The following is a 19406-nucleotide window of genomic DNA, read 5'->3' on the forward strand; positions in this document are numbered from 1 at the left end:
CTTTGATTGAGTTCAGTCTTTGATAAACATTTTACGCGGACGTTTGCAGAATGTGTCGGCCGGGCCATCCTCGGTGATGAGAATCGATTCGGTGATCTCAAGCCCCCAATCGGCCATCCATAGCCCGGGCATGAAATGGAAGGTCATGCCCGGTTCAAGCAGGCTTTCATCCTCGGCGCGCAGGCTGATGGTGCGCTCGCCCCAATCCGGCGGATAGCTAAGGCCGATGGGATAGCCGCAGCGCGCCCCGCGTTCGATTCCGGCGCGTTCCAAAGGGGCGGCCAGTGCATGCGCGATGTCACACGCCCGGTTTCCTGCCCGTGCGGCCTCAAGCCCGGCTTCCAGCCCTTCGGCCAGTGCTTTTTCGGCATCCAGCAGGAATTGCGGTGGTTTGCCCAGAAACAGGGTTCGGCAAAGCGGCGCATGATACCGCCGGTAGCACCCAGAAATTTCAAAGAATGTCGCCTCACCGGTGACGAAATCCCGCCCATCCCATGTCAGGTGCGGTGCGGCTGCGTCAGACCCTGACGGCAACAGCGGCACAATCGCAGGGTAATCACCCCACGCCCCGTCAACGCCCCGAAGACCATCGCGGAAAATTTCGGCCACAACCTCGTTTTTCGGCACACCCGGCTCAACCCTTTCGATCAGCCCATCGACGATCTTTTCCGAGATTGCCGCCGCCTTTCGGATGAAGGCCAGCTCTTCATCAGATTTGACCCCACGCTGCCAGTTGACCAGCGCAGTGGCATCCACAAATGTTGCGTCGGGCAGTTCGGCCTGCAACACCGCAAAAGCCTTGGCCGAGAAATAGTAGTTGTCCATCTCGACGCCGATACGCTTGTTTTGCACGCCCATGCCGCGCAGGCGTTCGGCGAGATCTTGCATCGGGTGGCGTTCGGTGGACTGCACGTAATTGTCGGCATACCCCATGACCCTGTCATCGGTCATCCACACCGTGCGCACGCCGCCATTGGCATCCTGATTGCGGCCCCACCAGACCGGATCGGCATCGGGCAAGACGATCACACCCTGATGCACATAGAATGACCACCCATCATAGCCGGTCAGCCAGTTCTGGTTTGACGGGTCGGTGGTAAACAAAACGTCTATGCCCGCAGTGTCCATCGCGGTGCGTGTTTTGGTCAAACGGCGCTGAAATTCAGCATCTGAGAACGGAAGATTCTTTTCGATCATGGTGTTACCTATAATAGACGGTCTAAACCGCCTTACGGTCGAAATCGGCAGGACGCCCCAAGGAAAACGGCAGGTGGTGTCGTTTTTAGGAAATTCCATGTCGCCCAGTTGACGATAGCCTGCGCCAAGGCAAAGCTGTGTTCAATCTTTGGAGTGTCCCGATGCAACCGACGCTGGCCGATATTCACGCCGCTGCCAACACGATCCGCGGGGTGGCGGATGGCACGCCCTTGGTGCCGTCACCTTTCATGAGCGATCAATCCGGGGCCGAGTTTCTGCTAAAGCTGGAAAACATGCAGCCCATCGGCGCGTTCAAACTGCGCGGTGCGTTGAACGCGGTGGCGGCTGTGGCGGAGGCCGCTGGTGTGACCTGCTGTTCAACCGGCAATCACGGGCGCGGCGTAGCTTATGCTGCGCGGGCGCGCGGGATACGCGCGGTTGTCTGCATGTCTGAACTGGTGCCACAGGCCAAGGTGGACGGCATCCGCGCCCTTGGTGCTGAGGTGCAAATTAAGGGCCAAAGCCAAGATGACGCCTTGGCCGAATCCCGTCGGCTTTTTCGCGATGAGGGGTTGGTTGAAATTTCGCCGTTTGACGATCCCTTGGTCATCGCGGGGCAGGGCACGATTGGTTTGGAAATACTGGCCGCACGGCCCGATGTGACGACCCTTCTGGTGCCATTGTCGGGTGGCGGGCTGGCCGCTGGTGTCGCTTTGGCCGCCAAGGCGATCAACCCGGCAATCCGCGTGATCGGCATCAGTATGGACCGGGGAGCGGCTATGCATGAAAGCATTAAGGCCGGTCATCCGGTTGAGGTGCAGGAACTGCCCAGTCTGGCCGACTCCCTTGGCGGCGGCATTGGGCTGGACAACAGGCTAAGCTTTCCAATGTGCCGCGATTTGCTGGACCAGATCGTGCTGGTGACCGAAGAACAGATTTATCACGCCATGCAGGTGCTATACTATGAAGATCGCATCGTGGCCGAGGGTGCCTGCGTGGTGGGGTTGGCGGCGGTTCTGGCGGGCAAGATCACGCTGGACGGACCGACCGCCACCATCATCACAGGCCGCAATCTGGATATGCCCACCTTTACCCGCATCGTCACCGGGCAAGATGTGACACTGGGCGACGTCACCGTGAAGGGAAAACCCTATGACGCATGACATCAAGATCGTAACCGAGGCCGAATTGCGGGGCGTTGTTGGGCTAGACCTAGACGCCGTCGATGTGGTCGAACGCGCGTTTACGGCGCTGGCCGGTGGCGATGTCGTAATGCCGCCGATCCTGTCGATGGACCTGCCCGCCGCCAATGGCGAGGTGGACGTGAAAACCGCCTATATTCCCGGCTTTGACGGTTTTGCCATCAAGGTCAGTCCCGGCTTTTTTGACAATCCGAAACTGGGGTTGCCATCGCTTAATGGGTTGATGATCCTGTTCTCGGCCAAAACCGGGATGGTGCAGGCGTTGTTTCTGGATAATGGATATCTGACCGATTTGCGCACCGCAGCGGCAGGCGCCGTGGCGGCGCGGCATTTAGCGCCCGAGGTGGTGGACACGGCGGGTGTGATTGGAACCGGGGTGCAGGCCCGGCTACAGATGAAGGCCGCGCATCTTGTGCGGCCCTTCAAGACGCTGCTGGTCTGGGGCCGTGATGCTGCCAAGGCGCAAGCCTGCGCTGACGATCTGGCCGCCGATCTGGGTGTTGACGTGCGGGTTATGGATGATCCGTCCAAGCTGGTGTCACTGTCGCAACTGGTGGTCACAACCACCCCGGCGCGTGAACCGGTGCTAAAGGCCGAATGGCTGCACAAGGGGCTGCATATCACCGCCATGGGCTCGGATCAGGACGGCAAGAACGAGATTGATCCCCGCGCCTTGGCGGTGGCAGATCTTTACGTCGCCGACCGGGTCAGCCAGACGGAACTTCTGGGCGAGTTGCGCAGCGCCAAGCAGGCCGGTCAGTGGATGCATGGTCTCCCTGCCGAGTTGGGCAATGTGATCACCGGCGATGCGCCGGGGCGTCGCAGCGAAGACGACATCACCATTGCCGACCTGACGGGCACGGGCGCACAGGATACTGCCATTGCCAGCCATGTTTTTGCGATGTTGAAGGGCAGCGATGCCGGCACGGTGATCCACGCATGAAACTGGATGCGCGCGATTTGCAAATTCTGCGGGTCTTGTCGGCCGAGGGCCGGATCACCAAGGCGGATCTTGCCGCCAAGGTGGGCCTCTCGGCCAGCCCCTGTTGGGAACGTCTTAGAAAGCTAGAGCAGGCCGGGATCATCGAGGGCTACAATGCGCGGATTAATCTGCGCAAGCTGGGGCCGCATGTGACCGTGTTTGTCGCGGCTGAGTTGGCTGATCACACCCCGGCCAGTTTCCGCGCTTTCGAGGACAGTGTTCAGCGCTATGAGGAAATCACCGCCTGTTGGGCCTTGGGGGGTGGGTTTGACTACCTGATGCAGATCGTGACCACCGATATCGACAGCTACCAGCGCTTGATCGACGAGATGCTGGAGGCGCGCATCGGGTTGGCGCGATACTTTACCTATATCGTGACTAAACCGGTCAAATCCCCCGGATTGCCGCCTCTGGATGCTTTGATCGGTTGAATCCACCTAATTCGACCGTCTTTTCAGAAGGAACATCTGCATTGATGTATGGTTTCAGCCCCAATGCCCGGTGAATCCGTCTAAATCATCTACGTAAAGGAGGCCGAGTATGACTGATTCCGCGATCTGGACCCGCAATGGTGTCACTGACACGCGCCTTGTGCGCAGTTTTTCATATGTGAATGGCAAGTGGACGGCTGGCGATGATAGCGCCACGATCCCCGTCTTAAACCCAGCAGATGGTCGGCTTTTGGGCGATGTGGCCAACCTGTCAGCCCATCAGGCCAGCGAGGCGGTAGACGCGGCACAAGCGGCCTTTGCGGATTGGTCGATGACCCTGCCGCAGGATCGGTCCGCCATATTGCGCTGCTGGTTCGACCTGATGATCGAAAACCGCGAGGATCTGGCGCGCATCATGGTGCTGGAACAGGGCAAACCCCTGTCCGAAGCGCGCGGCGAAATTGATTATGCCGCAAGTTTCTTTGAATACTACGCGGAAGAGGCCAAGCGCCCCAATATCGAAGGTGTTACCAGCCACTTACCTGATGCCGAGGTTGAGCTTTGGCTAGAGCCGGTGGGCGTTGCCGCACTGATCACACCATGGAATTTCCCGGCAGCGATGCTCACACGCAAAGCGGCGGCGGCGATGGCCGCAGGCTGCACCGTTGTGGCGCACCCATCCGGTGAAACGCCCTATTCCGCATTGGCCTTGGCCGAACTGGCCGAGCGTGCCGGGGTGCCTGCAGGGGTGTTCAACGTGCTGACGGGCAAGGCGGCCACGATTGTGGAACCTTGGACGCAAGATAAACGCGTGCGCGCCTTGTCTTTTACCGGCTCAACAGAAATTGGGCGGCTGCTGTATCGGCAGTCGGCGGATACGGTGAAACGATTGGTCATGGAATTGGGCGGGCATGCCCCGGTGATCGTGTTCAAGAACACCGATTTGGAGACGGCGATCGACGAGTCGATCAAGGCCAAGTTCGCCACCACCGGCCAAGACTGTCTTGGGGCGAACCGGATTTATGTCGAACGTCCGATTTATGATGAGTTCTGCCGCCGCTTTACCGAGGCCACCAAGGCGATGACACTTGGGAAAGGTATGGATGATCCCGACCTTGGCCCGCTGATGAACGAAAAAGCGGTGCAAAAGCAGGAAGAACACGTGGCCGATGCATTGCAGAAAGGCGCAAAGCTGGCCTGTGGTGGCAAGCGCGACGATCTGGGGCCGCTGTTTTATCAGCCCACGGTCCTGACCGATGTGCCCGACGAGGCGGCGATCATGCGCGAAGAAACCTTTGGCCCGGTGGCGGCCATCACGCCCTTTGACACCGAGGACGAGGTCGTGGCGCGTGCCAATGACACGGAATACGGCCTTGTCGCCTATCTGCACAGTCACGACCCCCGCCGCATCTATCGCGTAACGCGGGCTTTGCAATTCGGCATGGTCGCTGTGAACCGCACCAAGGTGACGGGCGCGCCGATCCCGTTTGGCGGGGTCAAGCAATCGGGCCTTGGCCGCGAAGGGGCGCGCAAGGGCATGGAAGAGTTTATGGAGATCAAATACGTCTGCCGCGATTGGGCGTGAGCGGGCGAAATATTGAAAAGATTTCGGGCCGGAATTTTGAAAATTCCGGATCTGGACCACACGAAAGGATAAAAAAATGCTGAAGAACGATCAACTGGACCAATGGGACCGCGACAACTTTTTTCACCCCTCAACGCATCTGGCGCAGTTTGCGCGCGGCGAGGCGCCGAACCGGGTGATCACCGGCGGCACCAATTGCCACATCGAAGACCGTGACGGAAACAAACTGCTAGATGCCTTTGCCGGCCTCTATTGCGTTAACGTCGGCTATGGTCGGCAAGACATTGCAGATGCAATTGCCGCGCAGGCCAAGGAACTGGCCTATTACCACGCCTATGTCGGCCACGGCACCGAGGCCAGCATCACCCTGTCCAAGATGATCATGGATCGCGCGCCGAAGGGCATGAGCAAGGTCTATTTCGGCCTGTCCGGCTCGGACGCGAATGAAACCAACGTCAAATTGATCTGGTATTACAACAACATCCTTGGCCGCCCCGAGAAGAAAAAGATCATCTCGCGCTGGCGCGGGTATCACGGATCGGGATTGATGACCGGCTCTTTGACCGGGCTTGAGCTGTTTCACAAGAAATTCGACCTGCCACTGACGCAGGTGCTCCATACCGAAGCGCCCTATTATTTCCGCCGTGACGATCTGGATCAAAGCGAAGAGCAATTCGTGCAGCATTGCGTGGATGAGCTGGAGGCAATGATCGAGCGCGAAGGCGCAGACACCATCGCCGCGTTCATCGGCGAGCCTGTTCTGGGTACAGGTGGCATTGTGCCGCCGCCGGCCGGGTATTGGGAGGCGATTCAGGCTGTTCTGAAAAAGCACGACATCCTGCTTGTTGTCGACGAGGTTGTCACTGGATTTGGCCGTCTTGGAACCATGTTCGGCTCGGATCATTATGGGCTAGAGCCGGACCTGATCACCATCGCCAAGGGGCTGACCAGCGCCTATGCGCCGCTGTCTGGCTCGATCGTCGGCGACAAGATGTGGAAAGTGCTGGAGCAAGGAACGGATGAAAACGGGCCTATCGGCCATGGCTGGACCTACTCGGCACACCCCATCGGTGCGGCGGCCGGTGTGGCGAATCTCAAGCTGTTGGATGAGTTGGACCTGATCGCCAATAACCGTGATGTTGGCGGCTATTTGAACAAAACGATGGCCGACGCCCTTGGTGGCCATGCCCATGTGGGCGAGGTGCGCGGCGAAGGGATGTTGTGCGCTGTTGAGTTCGTCAAAGACAAGGACAGCCGCACGTTTTATGATGCAGCGGACAAGATCGGCCCGCAGATCGCGGGTGCCTTGGGCGCGCAGGGTGTGATTGCCCGCGCTATGCCGCAAGGTGATATCCTTGGCTTTGCGCCGCCGTTCTGCCTAACACGCGACGAGGCCGACGAAGTGGTTGGAAAAACCGCCAAAGCTGTGCAGCAAATACTTGGCTAAGCTAAAGATTGCGTCGAGCCCTACCCCAAACGGTAGAGGTTCGGCGTTTCCGGTGGTCCGTTTGCAGGTAAATGTCCTGCGATTTTGGTCCAATCTGCCTAATTTTCCTGCTTTGCCGTGTTTCCGGGTATAAAGTTTCACAATGGGCTTGCAACGAAAATTCATAGGCGTTTTAGTCTGGTGGAAACGCGGGAAAATCCGCGAGTAACAAAAACAGGGAGCCTAAATTGGCCGACACCGCGAACAGTGATGCGTTCGTCGAATTCGAACGCGTTCAAAAAAGTTATGATGGCGAAAACCTTGTCGTCAAAGATTTGAATCTGTCGATGCCCAAAGGCGAGTTTCTGACGATGCTTGGGCCGTCCGGATCTGGCAAAACCACATGCCTGATGATGTTGGCCGGGTTCGAAACCGCCACCCACGGCGAGATCAAGCTGGATGGCCGCCCAATCAACAACATCCCGCCGCACAAGCGCGGCATCGGCATGGTGTTCCAGAATTACGCCCTGTTTCCGCATATGACCGTGGCCGAAAACCTTTCCTTTCCTTTGGAGGTGCGCAAGATCGGCAAGTCCGACCGCGAGGGCAAGGTCAAGCGCGCACTGGACATGGTGCAGATGGGTGATTTCGGTGGTCGTCGCCCGGCGCAATTGTCGGGCGGTCAGCAGCAACGAATCGCGCTTGCCCGCGCCTTGGTGTTCGAGCCCGAGCTGGTCTTGATGGATGAACCGCTTGGCGCGCTCGACAAGCAATTGCGCGAACATATGCAGTTCGAGATTACCAATCTGGCGCATGAGTTGGGCATCACGGTGGTTTACGTGACGCACGACCAGACCGAAGCGTTGACCATGTCCGACCGCGTCGCGGTGTTCGACGATGGCCGCATTCAACAGCTTGCCCCGCCGGATCAACTTTACGAAAGCCCCGACAATAGTTTCGTGGCGCAATTCATCGGTGAAAACAACACCCTCGAAGGGACCATCAAGGAAATCAACGATGGTATCTGTCTGGTCGAGCTGGATGATGGCGAACTGATTGATGCCATGCCGGTGAACGTGTCCAACGTCGGTGACCGAACGACGATTTCCATCCGCCCTGAGCGGGTCGAGGTGGATACCGCCAAGCTGGGTGATAGCGCCCACACACTGAAGGCCGAGGTCAAGGAATTCATCTATATGGGTGATGTTTTCCGCACCCGCTTGAGCGTTGCTGGCAAGGATGATTTCATCATCAAAACACGTAACTCAGCCGATCAACGGCGCCTGAAACCGGGCGAGCAGATCAAAATTGGCTGGTTGCCGCGCGATTGCCGCGCGTTGGATACGGTTTAAGATTATGTGTATTCGCGCCCTTTCGGGGCGCGATCACCAAGAGGTTTCGGTGTTCTCGCCCGTGACACGAAGCCCTAATCGCAAAACGGGACGATACTTGGGAGTATAATATGAAATTCAAGACAACTCTTCTGGCCACCACTGCGCTAACCGTTGCGGCGGTTTCGGCGCAGGCACAGGACATGGCGGATTCGATGACGCTTGTCTCATGGGGCGGCGCTTATCAGAACAGCCAGCAGAAGGCGTATGTTGAACCTTATCTGGCCGACAACCCAGACGTCACTGCCACATGGGATGAAAGCTCGGCCGAGGCTGTCGCCAAACTGCGTGCGATGAACGAAGCTGGCAACGTGACCTGGGATCTGGTCGATGTCGTGGCATCCGACGCCATGCGCCTTTGTGACGAAGGTCTGGCGATGGAACTGGACCATGACGAGATTCTGGCCCCGGCGCCTGATGGAACCGATGCAAGCGATGATTTCGGCGATCTGATCGTCAGCGATTGTTTCATTCCGCAGATCGTCTACTCGACCACCTTTGGCTATCGCACTGATATGGTGCCCGAAGGCGTCGAACCGCCGAGCAGCGTGTGTGACGTGTTTGATCTGGAAACCTATCCGGGCAAGCGCGCGCTGCAAAAGCGCCCGATCGACAACATGGAATGGGCTTTGTACTGCGACGGTGTCGCCAAGGACGAAATCTATGATGTTCTGGGCACCGACGAAGGTGTGACCCGCGCCCTCGCTAAACTGGAAGGCATCAAGGACGAGGTCGTCTGGTGGACAGCTGGCGCGGAAACCCCGCAGCTTCTGGCCGATGGCGAAGTCTTCATGGGCTCGACCTACAATGGTCGTCTGTTCTCGGCCATCGCCGAGCAGGATCAGCCGATTGGGATGATGTGGGACATGCAGTCGTTCGACCTTGACGGTTGGATCATCCCGGCCGATCTGCCCGAAGACCGTTTGGCCCGCGTTCTGGACTTCCTGTACTTTGCGACAGACACGCAGCGTCTTGCCGATCAGGCCGCGTATATTTCGTATGGTCCGGCACGTGAATCTTCCGCCCCGCTGGTTGGAGAGCATGCCGAACTGGGTATCGCGATGGGCCCTCACATGCCCACCGATCCGGCAAACGCCACCAACACGCACCTGTATGACTACGAATGGTGGGCCGACAACCGTGACGATCTGGATGCGAAATTCCAGTCGTGGTTGGTTAACTAATAGGTCTGTATGACCTGTGATCTTGCGAGAGGGCCGGTGTCGGCCCTCTCCACCTCAAAAAACAAACAAATATTCCGACGGGGACAAGATGAGCGATACCACCGATACCGGTCCGGTTCTGGCGGCTGACGGGACGCCACTCAAACGCAGCCTGCGGCGCGCGCTCAGGGCGCAAAAATTGCGGGCGCTGGCGCTGATCGCGCCATTGCTGATCTTTGTTCTTGTCACGTTCATCGCCCCAATCGCGGATATGTTGTTCCGCTCGGTCGAGAACCAGATCGTCTCGAACACGCTGCCAAATGCCGTCGCGACGTTGAATGACTGGGATGGCACCAGCGATGGACTGCCCGGCGAAGACACGTTTGAGGCGCTTTATTATGACATGTTCCTTGCCGCAGAGGCCAAACGGCACACGCGCGTTGGCTCGCGATTGAACTACGAAGAGTCCGGTATTTCATCGATGTTCCGCAAGTCGGGACGCGGTGTCGACGATATTGGCGAAGACCAGATTGACGCGTTGGAAGACATAAACGACGTCTGGGGCGACGAGACATTCTGGTTCACCATGATGAGCGGCCCCGATGGCGTAGCGAAAGCGAACGGCATTCTTTCCGCACAGCGCGAGCGTCTTGCCAATCTTGATCAATCTAGTTTCGCTGGCGAGATCGGCTTTGCGCCGTCGCAACAGATTGCTGATCTTTTGCCGCGCACTGTGCGTGCCTATACCGCTTTTGCGGTCTTTACGGCCATCGAGGATGAAGACATCGTCGCCGAGGAAGAACCTTGGGAGGCGGTCAAGGTTGCCTTGATCGAAGACTTGCGTTCAGGCATCGACCTGTCCGGATACGATGGCCCCGGCGCGCAAGAGTTGCGCGAGGCCCAGCAAGGCTTGGCCAACCAGCCCGCAATCGACTACAAACAGGGCTTCATCGACATTACCGAAGATTGGGCCAATCTGGACAATTGGAAAACCATCAAGATGTATGCGCCGCCCTTCACTACTGGCTATTTCTTGAATGCGGTTGATATGCAGAAAACCCCCGAAGGGTTCCAGCCGCGCCCGGAAAACGAACAAATCTACGGCATATTGTTCAAACGAACCCTGTTCATGTCGCTGATGATCACCGGGTCGTGTATCCTGCTGGCCTATCCGGTGGCGTATCTGCTGGCCAACCTGCCGATGCGCACCTCCAGCCTGCTTATGATCTTGGTGCTGTTGCCGTTCTGGACATCGCTACTGGTCCGGACATCGGCATGGAAAGTCATGTTGCAACAACAAGGTGTGATCAATGACACACTGGTGTGGTTGGGTCTTGTTGCCGACGAAGGACGGTTGGTGATGATCAACAACCAGTTCGGTACCATCGTCGCGATGACGCATATCCTACTGCCGTTCATGATCCTGCCGATGTATTCCGTCATGTCGACGATTCCGCCCTACTACGTGCGGGCTGCAAGATCGCTTGGCGCTACGAATTGGACTTCGTTCTGGCGGGTTTATTTTCCGCAATCTGTGCCGGGGATCGGGGCGGGGTCGATCCTCGTGTTCATTCTTGCCATCGGGTACTACATCACGCCCGAGATCGTCGGCGGCACATCCGGTACGTTCATTTCCAACCGGATCGCATATCACATTTCCACATCGCTGAACTGGGGTTTGGCTGCGGCGCTTGGGTCGATCCTGCTGGCCGCCGTTCTGATCCTGTATTGGGCCTATGACAAGATTGTCGGTATCGACAACGTGAAGCTGGGGTAAGACAGATGACCTTGACTATCATCGAACCAAAACCTGTTTCCTTTGTCGCGCTGGTGGTTGCGGCTGCCGGGGCCTTTGCCGGATTGCTGGTGGGAACAGCGCATGACACCCCATTCATGGGGGTCTTGCTTGGCGCCGCCGTGGCGGCTGTGCTTGCGGTCGTGTGGCTGACGGTGTTTCGTAATGAACGCACAGCCCGTTGGCTTACGTTTGTCGCCTTTGGGGCCGTTGGCTTTTTCTATGTCGGGCTGATGGGCGGCGTGATCGGGCTGGCCTTTGGCGCGTTTTTCGGCTGGTTCATCTTTTGGCTGGGCGAAGGGCGGTACCGGGCCAAACTGCCGCCTTACACAACCGCCTATCAGGTGTTTTTGCATTTTCTGTTTCGGGTGACTTGCGGCGCAATCTTCATCTTCCTGATCACGCCGATCCTTGTGGTGATGCCGCTCAGCTTCAATGCCGAGAACTTTTTCACCTTCACACCGGAAATGCTGCGCCTTGATCCTGAAGGGTATTCCCTGAAGCACTATCGTGATTTCTTTAGCAACAGCGACTGGCAGCAGGCGATGCGGAATTCCCTGTCTATCGCACCAATGGCGACGCTTTTGTCTGTTGGGTTCGGCACCCTGGCCGCCATCGGGTTGAGTTCGGAACATGTGCCGTTCCGGCGGGCGATCATGGCGATCTTGATTTCACCAATGATCGTTCCGCTGATCATTTCGGCGGCGGGCATGTATTTCTTCTATTCACGGTTGGGGCTGCAAGGCACCTATTGGGGCGTTGTGTTGGCCCATGCCGCGTTGGGCATTCCCTTTGTCATCATCACGGTAACCGCCACGCTGGTTGGGTTTGACCGTTCGCTGACGCGGGCCGCAGCAAATATGGGCGCAAACCCGTTGACCACGTTCTTCCGGGTGCAGATGCCGCTAATCCTGCCGGGGGTGATTTCAGGCGGTTTGTTTGCCTTTATCACGTCGTTTGACGAGGTGGTCGTTGTTCTGTTCGTCGGCTCGGCCGGTCAGAAAACATTGCCATGGCAGATGTTCATCGGCCTGCGCGAACAGATTTCACCAACTATTCTGGCGGTGGCGACGATCCTTGTGGCCATTTCGATCGCACTGCTGACGACGGTTGAATTGCTGCGCCGTCGGTCCGAACGATTGCGCGGCATGAGCCCCGGCTGACACCAAAGCGCGCCGCCCCATCCGGGCGGCGCGTTTGGTATGAGATCCTACGAATGCGGCTATATCAGTGATGATTTCACGCTCTGAGATCGGGTCCATTTCTGGTCACTGCATCGCCGCGGTCCGGTTTCTCGTATCCCTCGGCGATGCACCTGTCTTTAAAGGCTAGTCACCAAATTGGCTGACCAGCATGACTTTGGCCACCGATGGTTGGCCAAGTTACTGGGTTTTGGTTCCACCGCTGCTGGTGATGCTGTCGGGGGCCTCGGTGTCGACTTTGGGCGCGGGCGTTTGCGCTGGTGACCCGCCAAGGCTGGTGTAGACGATCAGGCCGCTCATCAACACTACAATGACCAATAAGGCGGTCAGGCCGACCCGGGATGAGCTGCCCGCCGCGGGCGAATTCTCAGGGTCTATGCCGTTACGCGGATATCGGTGCATGTCTTCATTGTCACGATACATGATGTCCTCCTTTGCAATAAGGAAACGGTAGCCACGCACACCCCGTCGCGAAATGCCGACTGGTCCATCAACCGTTATCTGGGCGTAAAAATGCCTGTTGGACAGGCAAGGGTGGGCGGCGACGTGCTTATAACCGTTTTGAGCCTCCCCAACGTTCAGCGAAAACCCACCTGTTCCCGCGCCCCTATCGGCAAACTTTCGCAACGCGGTTTGCGCTCAAAGAGCACACCAATAGATTGTGCCTACGTCAAAAAATTCAGGAAAGGTTTGACATGTCCAACGCCAAAAAACTTGCCACCGCCATCACCGTAGCGGCACTTGCGATTGCACCTGTGGTCATGACCCCTGCCATGGCAAAGCAAGCAACAGCGCCTGCGCCTGCGCCCGTGGCCGAGGATGAGCTCGACGCCTTTGTCGTGGCCTACAAGGATGTTATCGCCATCGAGGAAAAATTTGTTGTCCGCCTTGAAGAGGCGAGCGACGAAGCCGAAGAGCAGGCGATCATCAGCGAAGCGCAAGCCCAGATGACGCAGGCCGTCGAAGAGGCGCCTGAGATCGAGGTTGATCGCTACGTCGAAATTCTGCAGCTCGCTCAAACCGATCCCGACCTGCAGGCCGAGTTGACGACCAAGCTTCAAGACTAACCTCCTCCCGCTTGGTTTCATGGCGCTCTCGCAGAGTTCTCCCGCTCCTGCGAGAGCGCTTTTCTTTGAACTGGTGTTCGAGACCCACTGCAAGGCCCCGACGCTGGCACATTGGTCTTGTGGCAGGCACGTCTCTTGCGGCGCGTGGCGTCCAAATCTGGGCCAAAATAACGCTATACCCCGTGACCCGCAGGCCCGGTTGCACAGGCCCGCCACCGGCTATCGGGTTCCTCAACTTACCTGCGGGCGTTGTTCCAACGCACCCGACGCCACCACCAGTCGCGCCGGGCCGCAAGCCGTCACAAACCCCGGACGCGTTTTTCATAGCCCTCGGCGATGTCGCGCGTCAGCTGGCCAACTTCAAAGGTATAGTCGCCAATCTGGCCCACCGGCGTGACTTCGGCGGCCGAGCCGGTCAGCCAACACTGTTCGAATCCTTCCAGCTCTTCGGGAATGATATGGCGGACATGCACCTTGATACCGCGTTCTTCCAGCATCTCGATCACGGTCTGACGGGTTAGCCCGTTGAGGATGGCGTCAGGATCGGGGGTGTGCACCTCGCCGTCCTTGACAAAGAACACGTTGGCACCTGTCGCCTCGGCCACGTAACCGCGGTAATCCATGAACAGCGCGTCCGAGCAGCCCTTGGCCTCGGCGGCGTGTTTGGACATGGTGCAGATCATGTAAAGACCAGCGGCCTTGGCGGCGGTTGGGATGGTGTCAGGGCTGGGACGTTTCCACTTGGCAATGTCCAGCTTGGCGCCTTTCATCTTGGCATCCCCGTAGTAGTTGCCCCATTCCCACGCGGCTACGGCCATGCGAACCGGATTGCGGGCACTGGCCACGCCCATATCTTCGCCTGCGCCACGGAAGGCCACCACGCGCACATAGGCATCTGTCAACGCGTTGGCGTCCAGAACGGCCTGTTTGGCGGCCTCGATCTGATCGACGGTATACGGGATGTCCATATCCATCAGTTGCCCGGACTTCAGCAGCCGTTCGGAATGTTTGCGTGACAGGAACACCTTGCCGTCATAGCACCGCTCGCCCTCGAACACCGAACTGGCGTAGTGCAGCGCGTGGGTCAGGACGTGAACATTGGCCGAACGCCAATCCACCAGATTGCCATCCATCCAGATCTTGCCGTCACGATCATCATAGCCAGCCATTGTCTATCTCCTTCATGTGCCCAATGTTTGCATTTGTTGCGCGGGATATGGCCGAAGTGGGCATAATATTGCGCCAAAACTGCGATTCGCTACCAGTTCATCCTTGGAATGTCAACAAAGCTGACGTAATGTGAAAGGGTGACTATTAGCCCTCATCGGAGGTGACATGCCCGAGCGCCAAGGCGGAGAGACATTGCTGTTCCTGACGGACGAACAGCTTAGGCAGGGCATCGAGGCGATGTTTTTTGCCTATCAGGGGTTCACTGCCGATCCTGACCGTATCCTTGCGACCATGGCCTATGGCCGAGCGCATCACCGGGCCGTTCATTTCATCGCACGCATTCCGGGGACTACCGTCAACAATCTGCTGGCTATTTTGGGCGTTACAAAACAGTCCCTGAACCGGGTTTTGCGCACGTTGATCGAAGATGGGCTGGTCGAAAGCCGCGTTGGCACCGTTGATAAACGAGAGCGGCATCTTTACCTGACCGAAGCGGGCAAGTCGCTGGAACAAAAGCTGAGCGATGCGCAAAGAGGCCGGATGCGCACTGCCTATCGCAATGCTGGCCCCGAGGCCGTGGCGGGGTTTCGTAAGGTCCTTGAAGCGATGATGGACCCAGAGATGCGCCGCCGCTACCAAGCGATGAGGGACAAGGGCACATGAGTGAGCCAAATCCTCACCTCCTGATCGTCGACGATGACGAGCGAATCCGGGGCCTGTTGCGTAAGTTTTTGATGCGCAATGGCTTTCTGGTTTCGGTCGCGCGTGATGCGGCGCACGCAAGGCGGGTGCTGTCTGGTCTGGATTTCGACCTGATCGTGATGGATGTGATGATGCCCGGTGAAGACGGCGTATCCTTGACCAGCGCGTTGCGGGAAACCCGCCAAACGCCGATCTTGTTGTTAACGGCAAAAGGCGAGACCGAAGATCGGATCGCCGGGCTGGAGGCCGGGGCCGATGACTATCTGGCCAAGCCGTTTGAACCCAAAGAACTGCTACTGCGGATCAATGCCATTCTCCGCCGTATGCCCGAACCAGTGACCGAAACAACCGCGCCGAAGCTTTTGCACATGGGCACTGTGCGCTATGACATCGAGCGCAGTGAACTGTTTCAGGGGGCTGATCTGGTCCGCTTGACGGCGACCGAGGTGCAGTTGATGCGGATTTTTTCCGAGAACCTGCGCGAGCCGGTCAGCCGCACCAAATTGGTCGAGGATCTGGGCCGCGACAAAGGGCAGGCGCAAGAACGCGCCGTGGACGTGCAAATCACCCGCTTGCGCCGCAAGATCGAGGCCGATCCCAAGCAGCCGCGTTACCTACAAACCGTGCGGGGCGCGGGCTATATGCTGGTCTCCGATTAAGCGGGCGGTTTCCAAAAGGAGCGCCTACGGCGCGCACGGCATTTTGTGCAGGGGGCGTTGCCCCCTCTTGGCCTTTGGCCAATTCACCCCCAGAGTATTTTCAGAACAATGAAGTGATCGCGGGCCATGGGCTTCATTGTTCCAAAAATACTCAAAATACTCGGGTCAATCCAGGTGATGGCTTCGACGTGGTTGCATGCCGTCGCCCAATCCCCTTGATAGACTCAGGCATCGGCTGTATCTGACGTGTCATGATACCTATTTTTGACATGGATGATCGCGCGCGCCTGCCCTGGCGGTTTTTTGGTGCGACCATGACGGTGCTGGCGCGCCTATGAAGGGCGGCCATACCTGTTAAGCTATCTTTATCACATTCCGCCAAACGGGAGTTCCCCGCATGTCTGCCAAGACACTTTACGACAAAATCTGGGATGCACATCTGGTGCATGAGGCCGATGATGGTACATCCCTTCTGTATATAGACCGTCACCTCGTACACGAGGTGACCAGTCCGCAGGCCTTTGAAGGGCTGCGCATGGCTGGTCGCAATGTCCGCAAGCCGGAAAATACCATTGCTGTGCCTGACCACAATGTGCCCACCACGCCCGACCGCGTGGACGGTATCAAGAATGCGGAAAGCCGGATTCAGGTTGAGGCGCTGGACAAGAATGCCAAGGATTTCGGTATTCACTATTATCCGGTCAACGATGTGCGTCAGGGGATTGTGCATATCGTCGGCCCCGAGCAGGGTTGGACGCTGCCGGGCATGACCGTTGTTTGCGGTGACAGCCACACCGCCACGCATGGCGCGTTCGGCGCGCTGGCCCACGGCATCGGCACGTCTGAGGTCGAACATGTTTTGGCCACGCAGACGTTGATCCAGACCAAATCGAAAAACATGAAGGTCGAGATCACGGGCCAGTTGCGCCCCGGCGTGACGGCCAAGGACATCACGCTGTCGGTGATCGGTAAAACCGGCACTGCGGGTGGTACCGGTTATGTGATCGAATATTGTGGCGAGGCGATCCGCTCGCTGTCGATGGAAGGCCGGATGACGGTGTGTAACATGGCGATCGAAGGCGGTGCGCGCGCCGGTCTGATCGCGCCGGATGAGGTCACTTTTGAGTATATCAAGGGCCGTCCGCATGCACCCAAGGGGGCGCAGTGGGAAGCCGCAATGGCGTGGTGGAAGACGTTGTATTCCGATGACGATGCGCATTGGGACAAGGTGATCACCATCAAGGGCGAGGAGATCGCCCCGGTCGTCACCTGGGGGACCAGCCCCGAAGATGTTCTGCCGATCACTGGGACTGTACCCAGCCCTTCGGATTTCGAGGGTGGCAAGATTGGCGCAGCCCAACGGGCCTTGGAGTACATGGGCCTGGAGCCGGGTCAAAACCTCAGCGATATCGAGATCGACACCGTCTTTATCGGATCGTGCACCAATGGTCGGATCGAAGACCTGCGCGCTGCCGCCGCGATTTTGAAGGGCAAAAAGATCAAGGATGGTCTGCGTGCCATGGTCGTGCCCGGGTCGGGGCTTGTTCGGGCGCAGGCCGAGGAAGAGGGGCTGGCCGATATCTTCAAGGAGGCCGGGTTTGAGTGGCGTCTTGCGGGCTGTTCCATGTGTCTGGCCATGAACCCCGATCAGTTGTCGCCCGGTGAACGCTGTGCCGCAACGTCCAACCGTAATTTCGAAGGCCGTCAGGGCCGGGGTGGGCGGACGCATTTGATGTCGCCGCAAATGGCTGCTGCGGCGGCGGTGACCGGCAGGCTGACCGATGTCCGGGAGATGATGTAATGGAAAAGTTCGAAAAACTCACCGGCATTGCCGCGCCGCTGCCCTTGATCAACGTCGATACCGACATGATCATTCCCAAGCAGTTCCTGAAGACCATCAAGCGGTCGGGATTGGGTGTAAACCTGTTCGACGAGATGCGTTACGATGACGATGGCAAGGAAATCCCTGATTTCGTGCTGAACAAGCCGCAATACCGTGAGACCGAGATTTTGGTGGCCGGTGATAATTTCGGCTGCGGATCATCGCGTGAACATGCGCCATGGGCGATCAAGGATTTCGGCATTCGTTGCGTTATCGCACCCAGCTTTGCCGACATCTTTTTCAACAACTGTTTCAAGAACGGCATTCTGCCCATCGCTTTGCCGCAAGAGCAGATCGACGTGTTGATGAAAGATGCCGAGAAGGGGTCGAACGCCCGCATGATTGTTGATCTTGAAAACCAGACGGTCACCACATCGGATGGTGAGGTGTTCAGCTTTGAAGTTGACCAGTTCAAGAAGCACTGCCTTTTGGAAGGGTTGGATGATATCGGCCTGACGATGGAAAAGGCCGCTGCGATCGACACGTTCGAGGCGCAGGCCGCAAATGCGCGGCCCTGGGTCTGATTGGGCCTGACGACTGACCAATCTGTCAAAATGGACGCCGCCAAGTGATCTTGGCGGCGTCTTCATGTGATACGCTGAAAAGAGTTTTGGCGCCTTGGGGTGGTATTTTGATGATCCACTACATCTTGTAGCCCCCCACAAGCCTGCCAAATTTCTGAACTGAAATTGATGCAATCCAGCACCACACTGATCATCAAATTGCCGAAAAATCAGTGTTTTGTTGTTCGATAGCTTGAGCCGGGCAGCGAAAGTGGGCAAAAATTGGACAGTTTTGAGGCATACCGCCATAACTGGTGGGGTCAAGTTGGCACAACGGCGTGGCAAAGAACTACGTCGGTCCAGTTTGAAGGGAAATGGGCAGTGATTTCACAAATCACCAATGCGCTTGTGCGCGCCGTTTTGGTTGCGGGGCTGCTGGCAGCGCCATCGCTTCTGTTGCCGACCACGGTGACAGATACGGCGCAACTGGTGGTGGTGTTGGCTATTCTTGCCAGTTTCATGACTTTCATCGAGTATTACAGCCGCTATCCCAGTATTGTTGAATTCCGTTTCGCGCCGCCGATTAACCGTATCAAGTTTATCGGGCTGGCCAGCACGGTGCTGCTGCTGACGTTCATGCTGCGAGGCATGGTCGACCCGACCGGTTGGAGCGTTTTTCTGTGGCACTTGGGGACCGGTCTGGGCGAAGCGATTGATTTTCCCTATTCGCCTGTGCGCCTTGTGGTCTTGATGCTGCCCGTCGATGCCGATTCCCAATTGGTGGCTTCGGTGCGTACGGCGGCGGGGCTTTCCTATACGATATCGATCCTGATGATTTTCGTTTTCATAACTGCTGTTCGCATGTTTGGATGGCCATTGCGCAATGGGGCCTTCAACGTCTGGATCAATCTGCCGCTGTTTGACCCGACAGGCGGCGGTGACGTGTTGCAGCGTTTGAAACGTGATGCGGGTCTTAGAGCGTGTCGCGTTTAATCGGTTTTGTATCCTGCTGCCTTGAAGAAGTTGTAGCATTCCTCGTCGGTGAAGAG

18 protein-coding genes are annotated in these 19406 nt (G+C 57.6%); 15 read left to right on the top strand and 3 right to left on the bottom strand.

Features of this window, described 5'->3' with window-relative positions; genetic code table 11:
* Positions 1–12: 12 nt before the first annotated feature.
* The gene (locus tag HAT86_RS11945) at positions 13–1197 is read right to left on the bottom strand and encodes a M24 family metallopeptidase (RefSeq protein ID WP_167197845.1); all 1185 of its coding nucleotides are present in this window, start codon (positions 1195–1197) and stop codon (positions 13–15) included.
* Between the two features lie 161 nt (positions 1198–1358).
* Between HAT86_RS11945 and eutB the strand changes: the two genes are divergently transcribed.
* The 9 genes from eutB (at position 1359) to HAT86_RS11990 (ending at position 12335) form a co-directional block, all read left to right on the top strand.
* On the top strand, positions 1359–2360 hold the full coding sequence (eutB, locus tag HAT86_RS11950; RefSeq protein ID WP_167197847.1) for a hydroxyectoine utilization dehydratase EutB: 1002 nt from the start codon (positions 1359–1361) through the stop codon (positions 2358–2360).
* Complete coding sequence (locus HAT86_RS11955) at positions 2350–3342, top strand: cyclodeaminase (RefSeq protein ID WP_167197850.1); 993 nt, start codon at positions 2350–2352, stop codon at positions 3340–3342. The genes eutB and HAT86_RS11955 overlap by 11 nt, the downstream gene beginning before the upstream one ends.
* Complete coding sequence (locus HAT86_RS11960) at positions 3339–3812, top strand: Lrp/AsnC family transcriptional regulator (protein ID WP_167197852.1); 474 nt, start codon at positions 3339–3341, stop codon at positions 3810–3812. Before HAT86_RS11955 ends, HAT86_RS11960 begins: the two co-directional genes overlap by 4 nt.
* A gap of 109 nt (positions 3813–3921) precedes the next feature.
* Positions 3922–5397, top strand: a complete 1476-nt coding sequence (locus tag HAT86_RS11965; RefSeq protein ID WP_167197855.1) for an NAD-dependent succinate-semialdehyde dehydrogenase — start codon at positions 3922–3924, stop codon at positions 5395–5397.
* Between the two features lie 76 nt (positions 5398–5473).
* On the top strand, positions 5474–6844 hold the full coding sequence (locus tag HAT86_RS11970; protein WP_167197858.1) for an aspartate aminotransferase family protein: 1371 nt from the start codon (positions 5474–5476) through the stop codon (positions 6842–6844).
* 227 nt (positions 6845–7071) lie between these two features.
* Positions 7072–8175 carry an ABC transporter ATP-binding protein gene (locus HAT86_RS11975; protein WP_167197861.1) on the top strand — a complete coding sequence of 368 codons (1104 nt, stop codon included), beginning with the start codon at positions 7072–7074 and terminating at the stop codon, positions 8173–8175.
* 110 nt (positions 8176–8285) lie between these two features.
* A complete protein-coding gene (locus HAT86_RS11980) occupies positions 8286–9398 on the top strand; it encodes an extracellular solute-binding protein (RefSeq protein ID WP_167197864.1) in 1113 nt (370 codons plus the stop codon).
* Positions 9399–9486: 88 nt separating this feature from the next.
* Positions 9487–11154 carry an ABC transporter permease gene (locus HAT86_RS11985; protein ID WP_167197867.1) on the top strand — a complete coding sequence of 556 codons (1668 nt, stop codon included), beginning with the start codon at positions 9487–9489 and terminating at the stop codon, positions 11152–11154.
* Between the two features lie 5 nt (positions 11155–11159).
* Positions 11160–12335 carry an ABC transporter permease gene (locus HAT86_RS11990; RefSeq protein ID WP_167197870.1) on the top strand — a complete coding sequence of 392 codons (1176 nt, stop codon included), beginning with the start codon at positions 11160–11162 and terminating at the stop codon, positions 12333–12335.
* Positions 12336–12554: 219 nt separating this feature from the next.
* Here HAT86_RS11990 and HAT86_RS11995 read toward each other — a convergent pair whose 3' ends face one another.
* A complete protein-coding gene (locus HAT86_RS11995; protein ID WP_167197873.1) occupies positions 12555–12797 on the bottom strand; it encodes a hypothetical protein in 243 nt (80 codons plus the stop codon).
* Positions 12798–13069: 272 nt separating this feature from the next.
* Here HAT86_RS11995 and HAT86_RS12000 point away from each other — a divergent pair, with 272 nt between their 5' ends.
* On the top strand, positions 13070–13441 hold the full coding sequence (locus tag HAT86_RS12000) for a DUF4168 domain-containing protein (protein ID WP_167197876.1): 372 nt from the start codon (positions 13070–13072) through the stop codon (positions 13439–13441).
* Positions 13442–13740: 299 nt separating this feature from the next.
* Here HAT86_RS12000 and HAT86_RS12005 read toward each other — a convergent pair whose 3' ends face one another.
* Positions 13741–14610 (bottom strand): branched-chain amino acid aminotransferase, encoded by an 870-nt coding sequence (locus HAT86_RS12005; protein WP_167197878.1) that lies wholly within the window; start codon positions 14608–14610, stop codon positions 13741–13743.
* Between the two features lie 166 nt (positions 14611–14776).
* Between HAT86_RS12005 and HAT86_RS12010 the strand changes: the two genes are divergently transcribed.
* From HAT86_RS12010 to HAT86_RS12030, 5 genes are all read left to right on the top strand, one after another.
* Complete coding sequence (locus tag HAT86_RS12010; protein WP_167197881.1) at positions 14777–15274, top strand: MarR family winged helix-turn-helix transcriptional regulator; 498 nt, start codon at positions 14777–14779, stop codon at positions 15272–15274.
* On the top strand, positions 15271–15972 hold the full coding sequence (locus HAT86_RS12015) for a response regulator (protein WP_167197884.1): 702 nt from the start codon (positions 15271–15273) through the stop codon (positions 15970–15972). The genes HAT86_RS12010 and HAT86_RS12015 overlap by 4 nt, the downstream gene beginning before the upstream one ends.
* A gap of 397 nt (positions 15973–16369) precedes the next feature.
* Positions 16370–17773: a 3-isopropylmalate dehydratase large subunit gene (leuC, locus tag HAT86_RS12020; protein ID WP_167197887.1), complete on the top strand. Its 1404-nt coding sequence runs from the start codon at positions 16370–16372 to the stop codon at positions 17771–17773.
* Positions 17773–18378: a 3-isopropylmalate dehydratase small subunit gene (gene leuD, locus HAT86_RS12025; protein WP_167197890.1), complete on the top strand. Its 606-nt coding sequence runs from the start codon at positions 17773–17775 to the stop codon at positions 18376–18378. Before leuC ends, leuD begins: the two co-directional genes overlap by 1 nt.
* Positions 18379–18738: 360 nt before the next feature.
* Positions 18739–19350, top strand: coding sequence for a hypothetical protein (locus tag HAT86_RS12030; protein WP_196780598.1), 612 nt, complete (start codon positions 18739–18741; stop codon positions 19348–19350).
* The last annotated feature ends 56 nt before the right edge of the window (positions 19351–19406 follow it).

The sequence above is a fragment of the Roseovarius gahaiensis genome (genome assembly GCF_011601345.1).
Lineage (GTDB): Bacteria > Pseudomonadota > Alphaproteobacteria > Rhodobacterales > Rhodobacteraceae > Roseovarius > Roseovarius gahaiensis.

Coding starts and splice junctions, on each gene's coding strand:
- HAT86_RS11945 (WP_167197845.1), bottom strand. CDS start 1,197: ATGATCGAAAAGAATCTTCCGTTCTCAGATGCTGAATTTCAGCGCCGT.
- eutB (WP_167197847.1), top strand. CDS start 1,359: ATGCAACCGACGCTGGCCGATATTCACGCCGCTGCCAACACGATCCGC.
- HAT86_RS11955 (WP_167197850.1), top strand. CDS start 2,350: ATGACGCATGACATCAAGATCGTAACCGAGGCCGAATTGCGGGGCGTT.
- HAT86_RS11960 (WP_167197852.1), top strand. CDS start 3,339: ATGAAACTGGATGCGCGCGATTTGCAAATTCTGCGGGTCTTGTCGGCC.
- HAT86_RS11965 (WP_167197855.1), top strand. CDS start 3,922: ATGACTGATTCCGCGATCTGGACCCGCAATGGTGTCACTGACACGCGC.
- HAT86_RS11970 (WP_167197858.1), top strand. CDS start 5,474: ATGCTGAAGAACGATCAACTGGACCAATGGGACCGCGACAACTTTTTT.
- HAT86_RS11980 (WP_167197864.1), top strand. CDS start 8,286: ATGAAATTCAAGACAACTCTTCTGGCCACCACTGCGCTAACCGTTGCG.
- HAT86_RS11985 (WP_167197867.1), top strand. CDS start 9,487: ATGAGCGATACCACCGATACCGGTCCGGTTCTGGCGGCTGACGGGACG.
- HAT86_RS11990 (WP_167197870.1), top strand. CDS start 11,160: ATGACCTTGACTATCATCGAACCAAAACCTGTTTCCTTTGTCGCGCTG.
- HAT86_RS11995 (WP_167197873.1), bottom strand. CDS start 12,797: ATGTATCGTGACAATGAAGACATGCACCGATATCCGCGTAACGGCATA.
- HAT86_RS12000 (WP_167197876.1), top strand. CDS start 13,070: ATGTCCAACGCCAAAAAACTTGCCACCGCCATCACCGTAGCGGCACTT.
- HAT86_RS12005 (WP_167197878.1), bottom strand. CDS start 14,610: ATGGCTGGCTATGATGATCGTGACGGCAAGATCTGGATGGATGGCAAT.
- HAT86_RS12010 (WP_167197881.1), top strand. CDS start 14,777: ATGCCCGAGCGCCAAGGCGGAGAGACATTGCTGTTCCTGACGGACGAA.
- HAT86_RS12015 (WP_167197884.1), top strand. CDS start 15,271: ATGAGTGAGCCAAATCCTCACCTCCTGATCGTCGACGATGACGAGCGA.
- leuC (WP_167197887.1), top strand. CDS start 16,370: ATGTCTGCCAAGACACTTTACGACAAAATCTGGGATGCACATCTGGTG.
- leuD (WP_167197890.1), top strand. CDS start 17,773: ATGGAAAAGTTCGAAAAACTCACCGGCATTGCCGCGCCGCTGCCCTTG.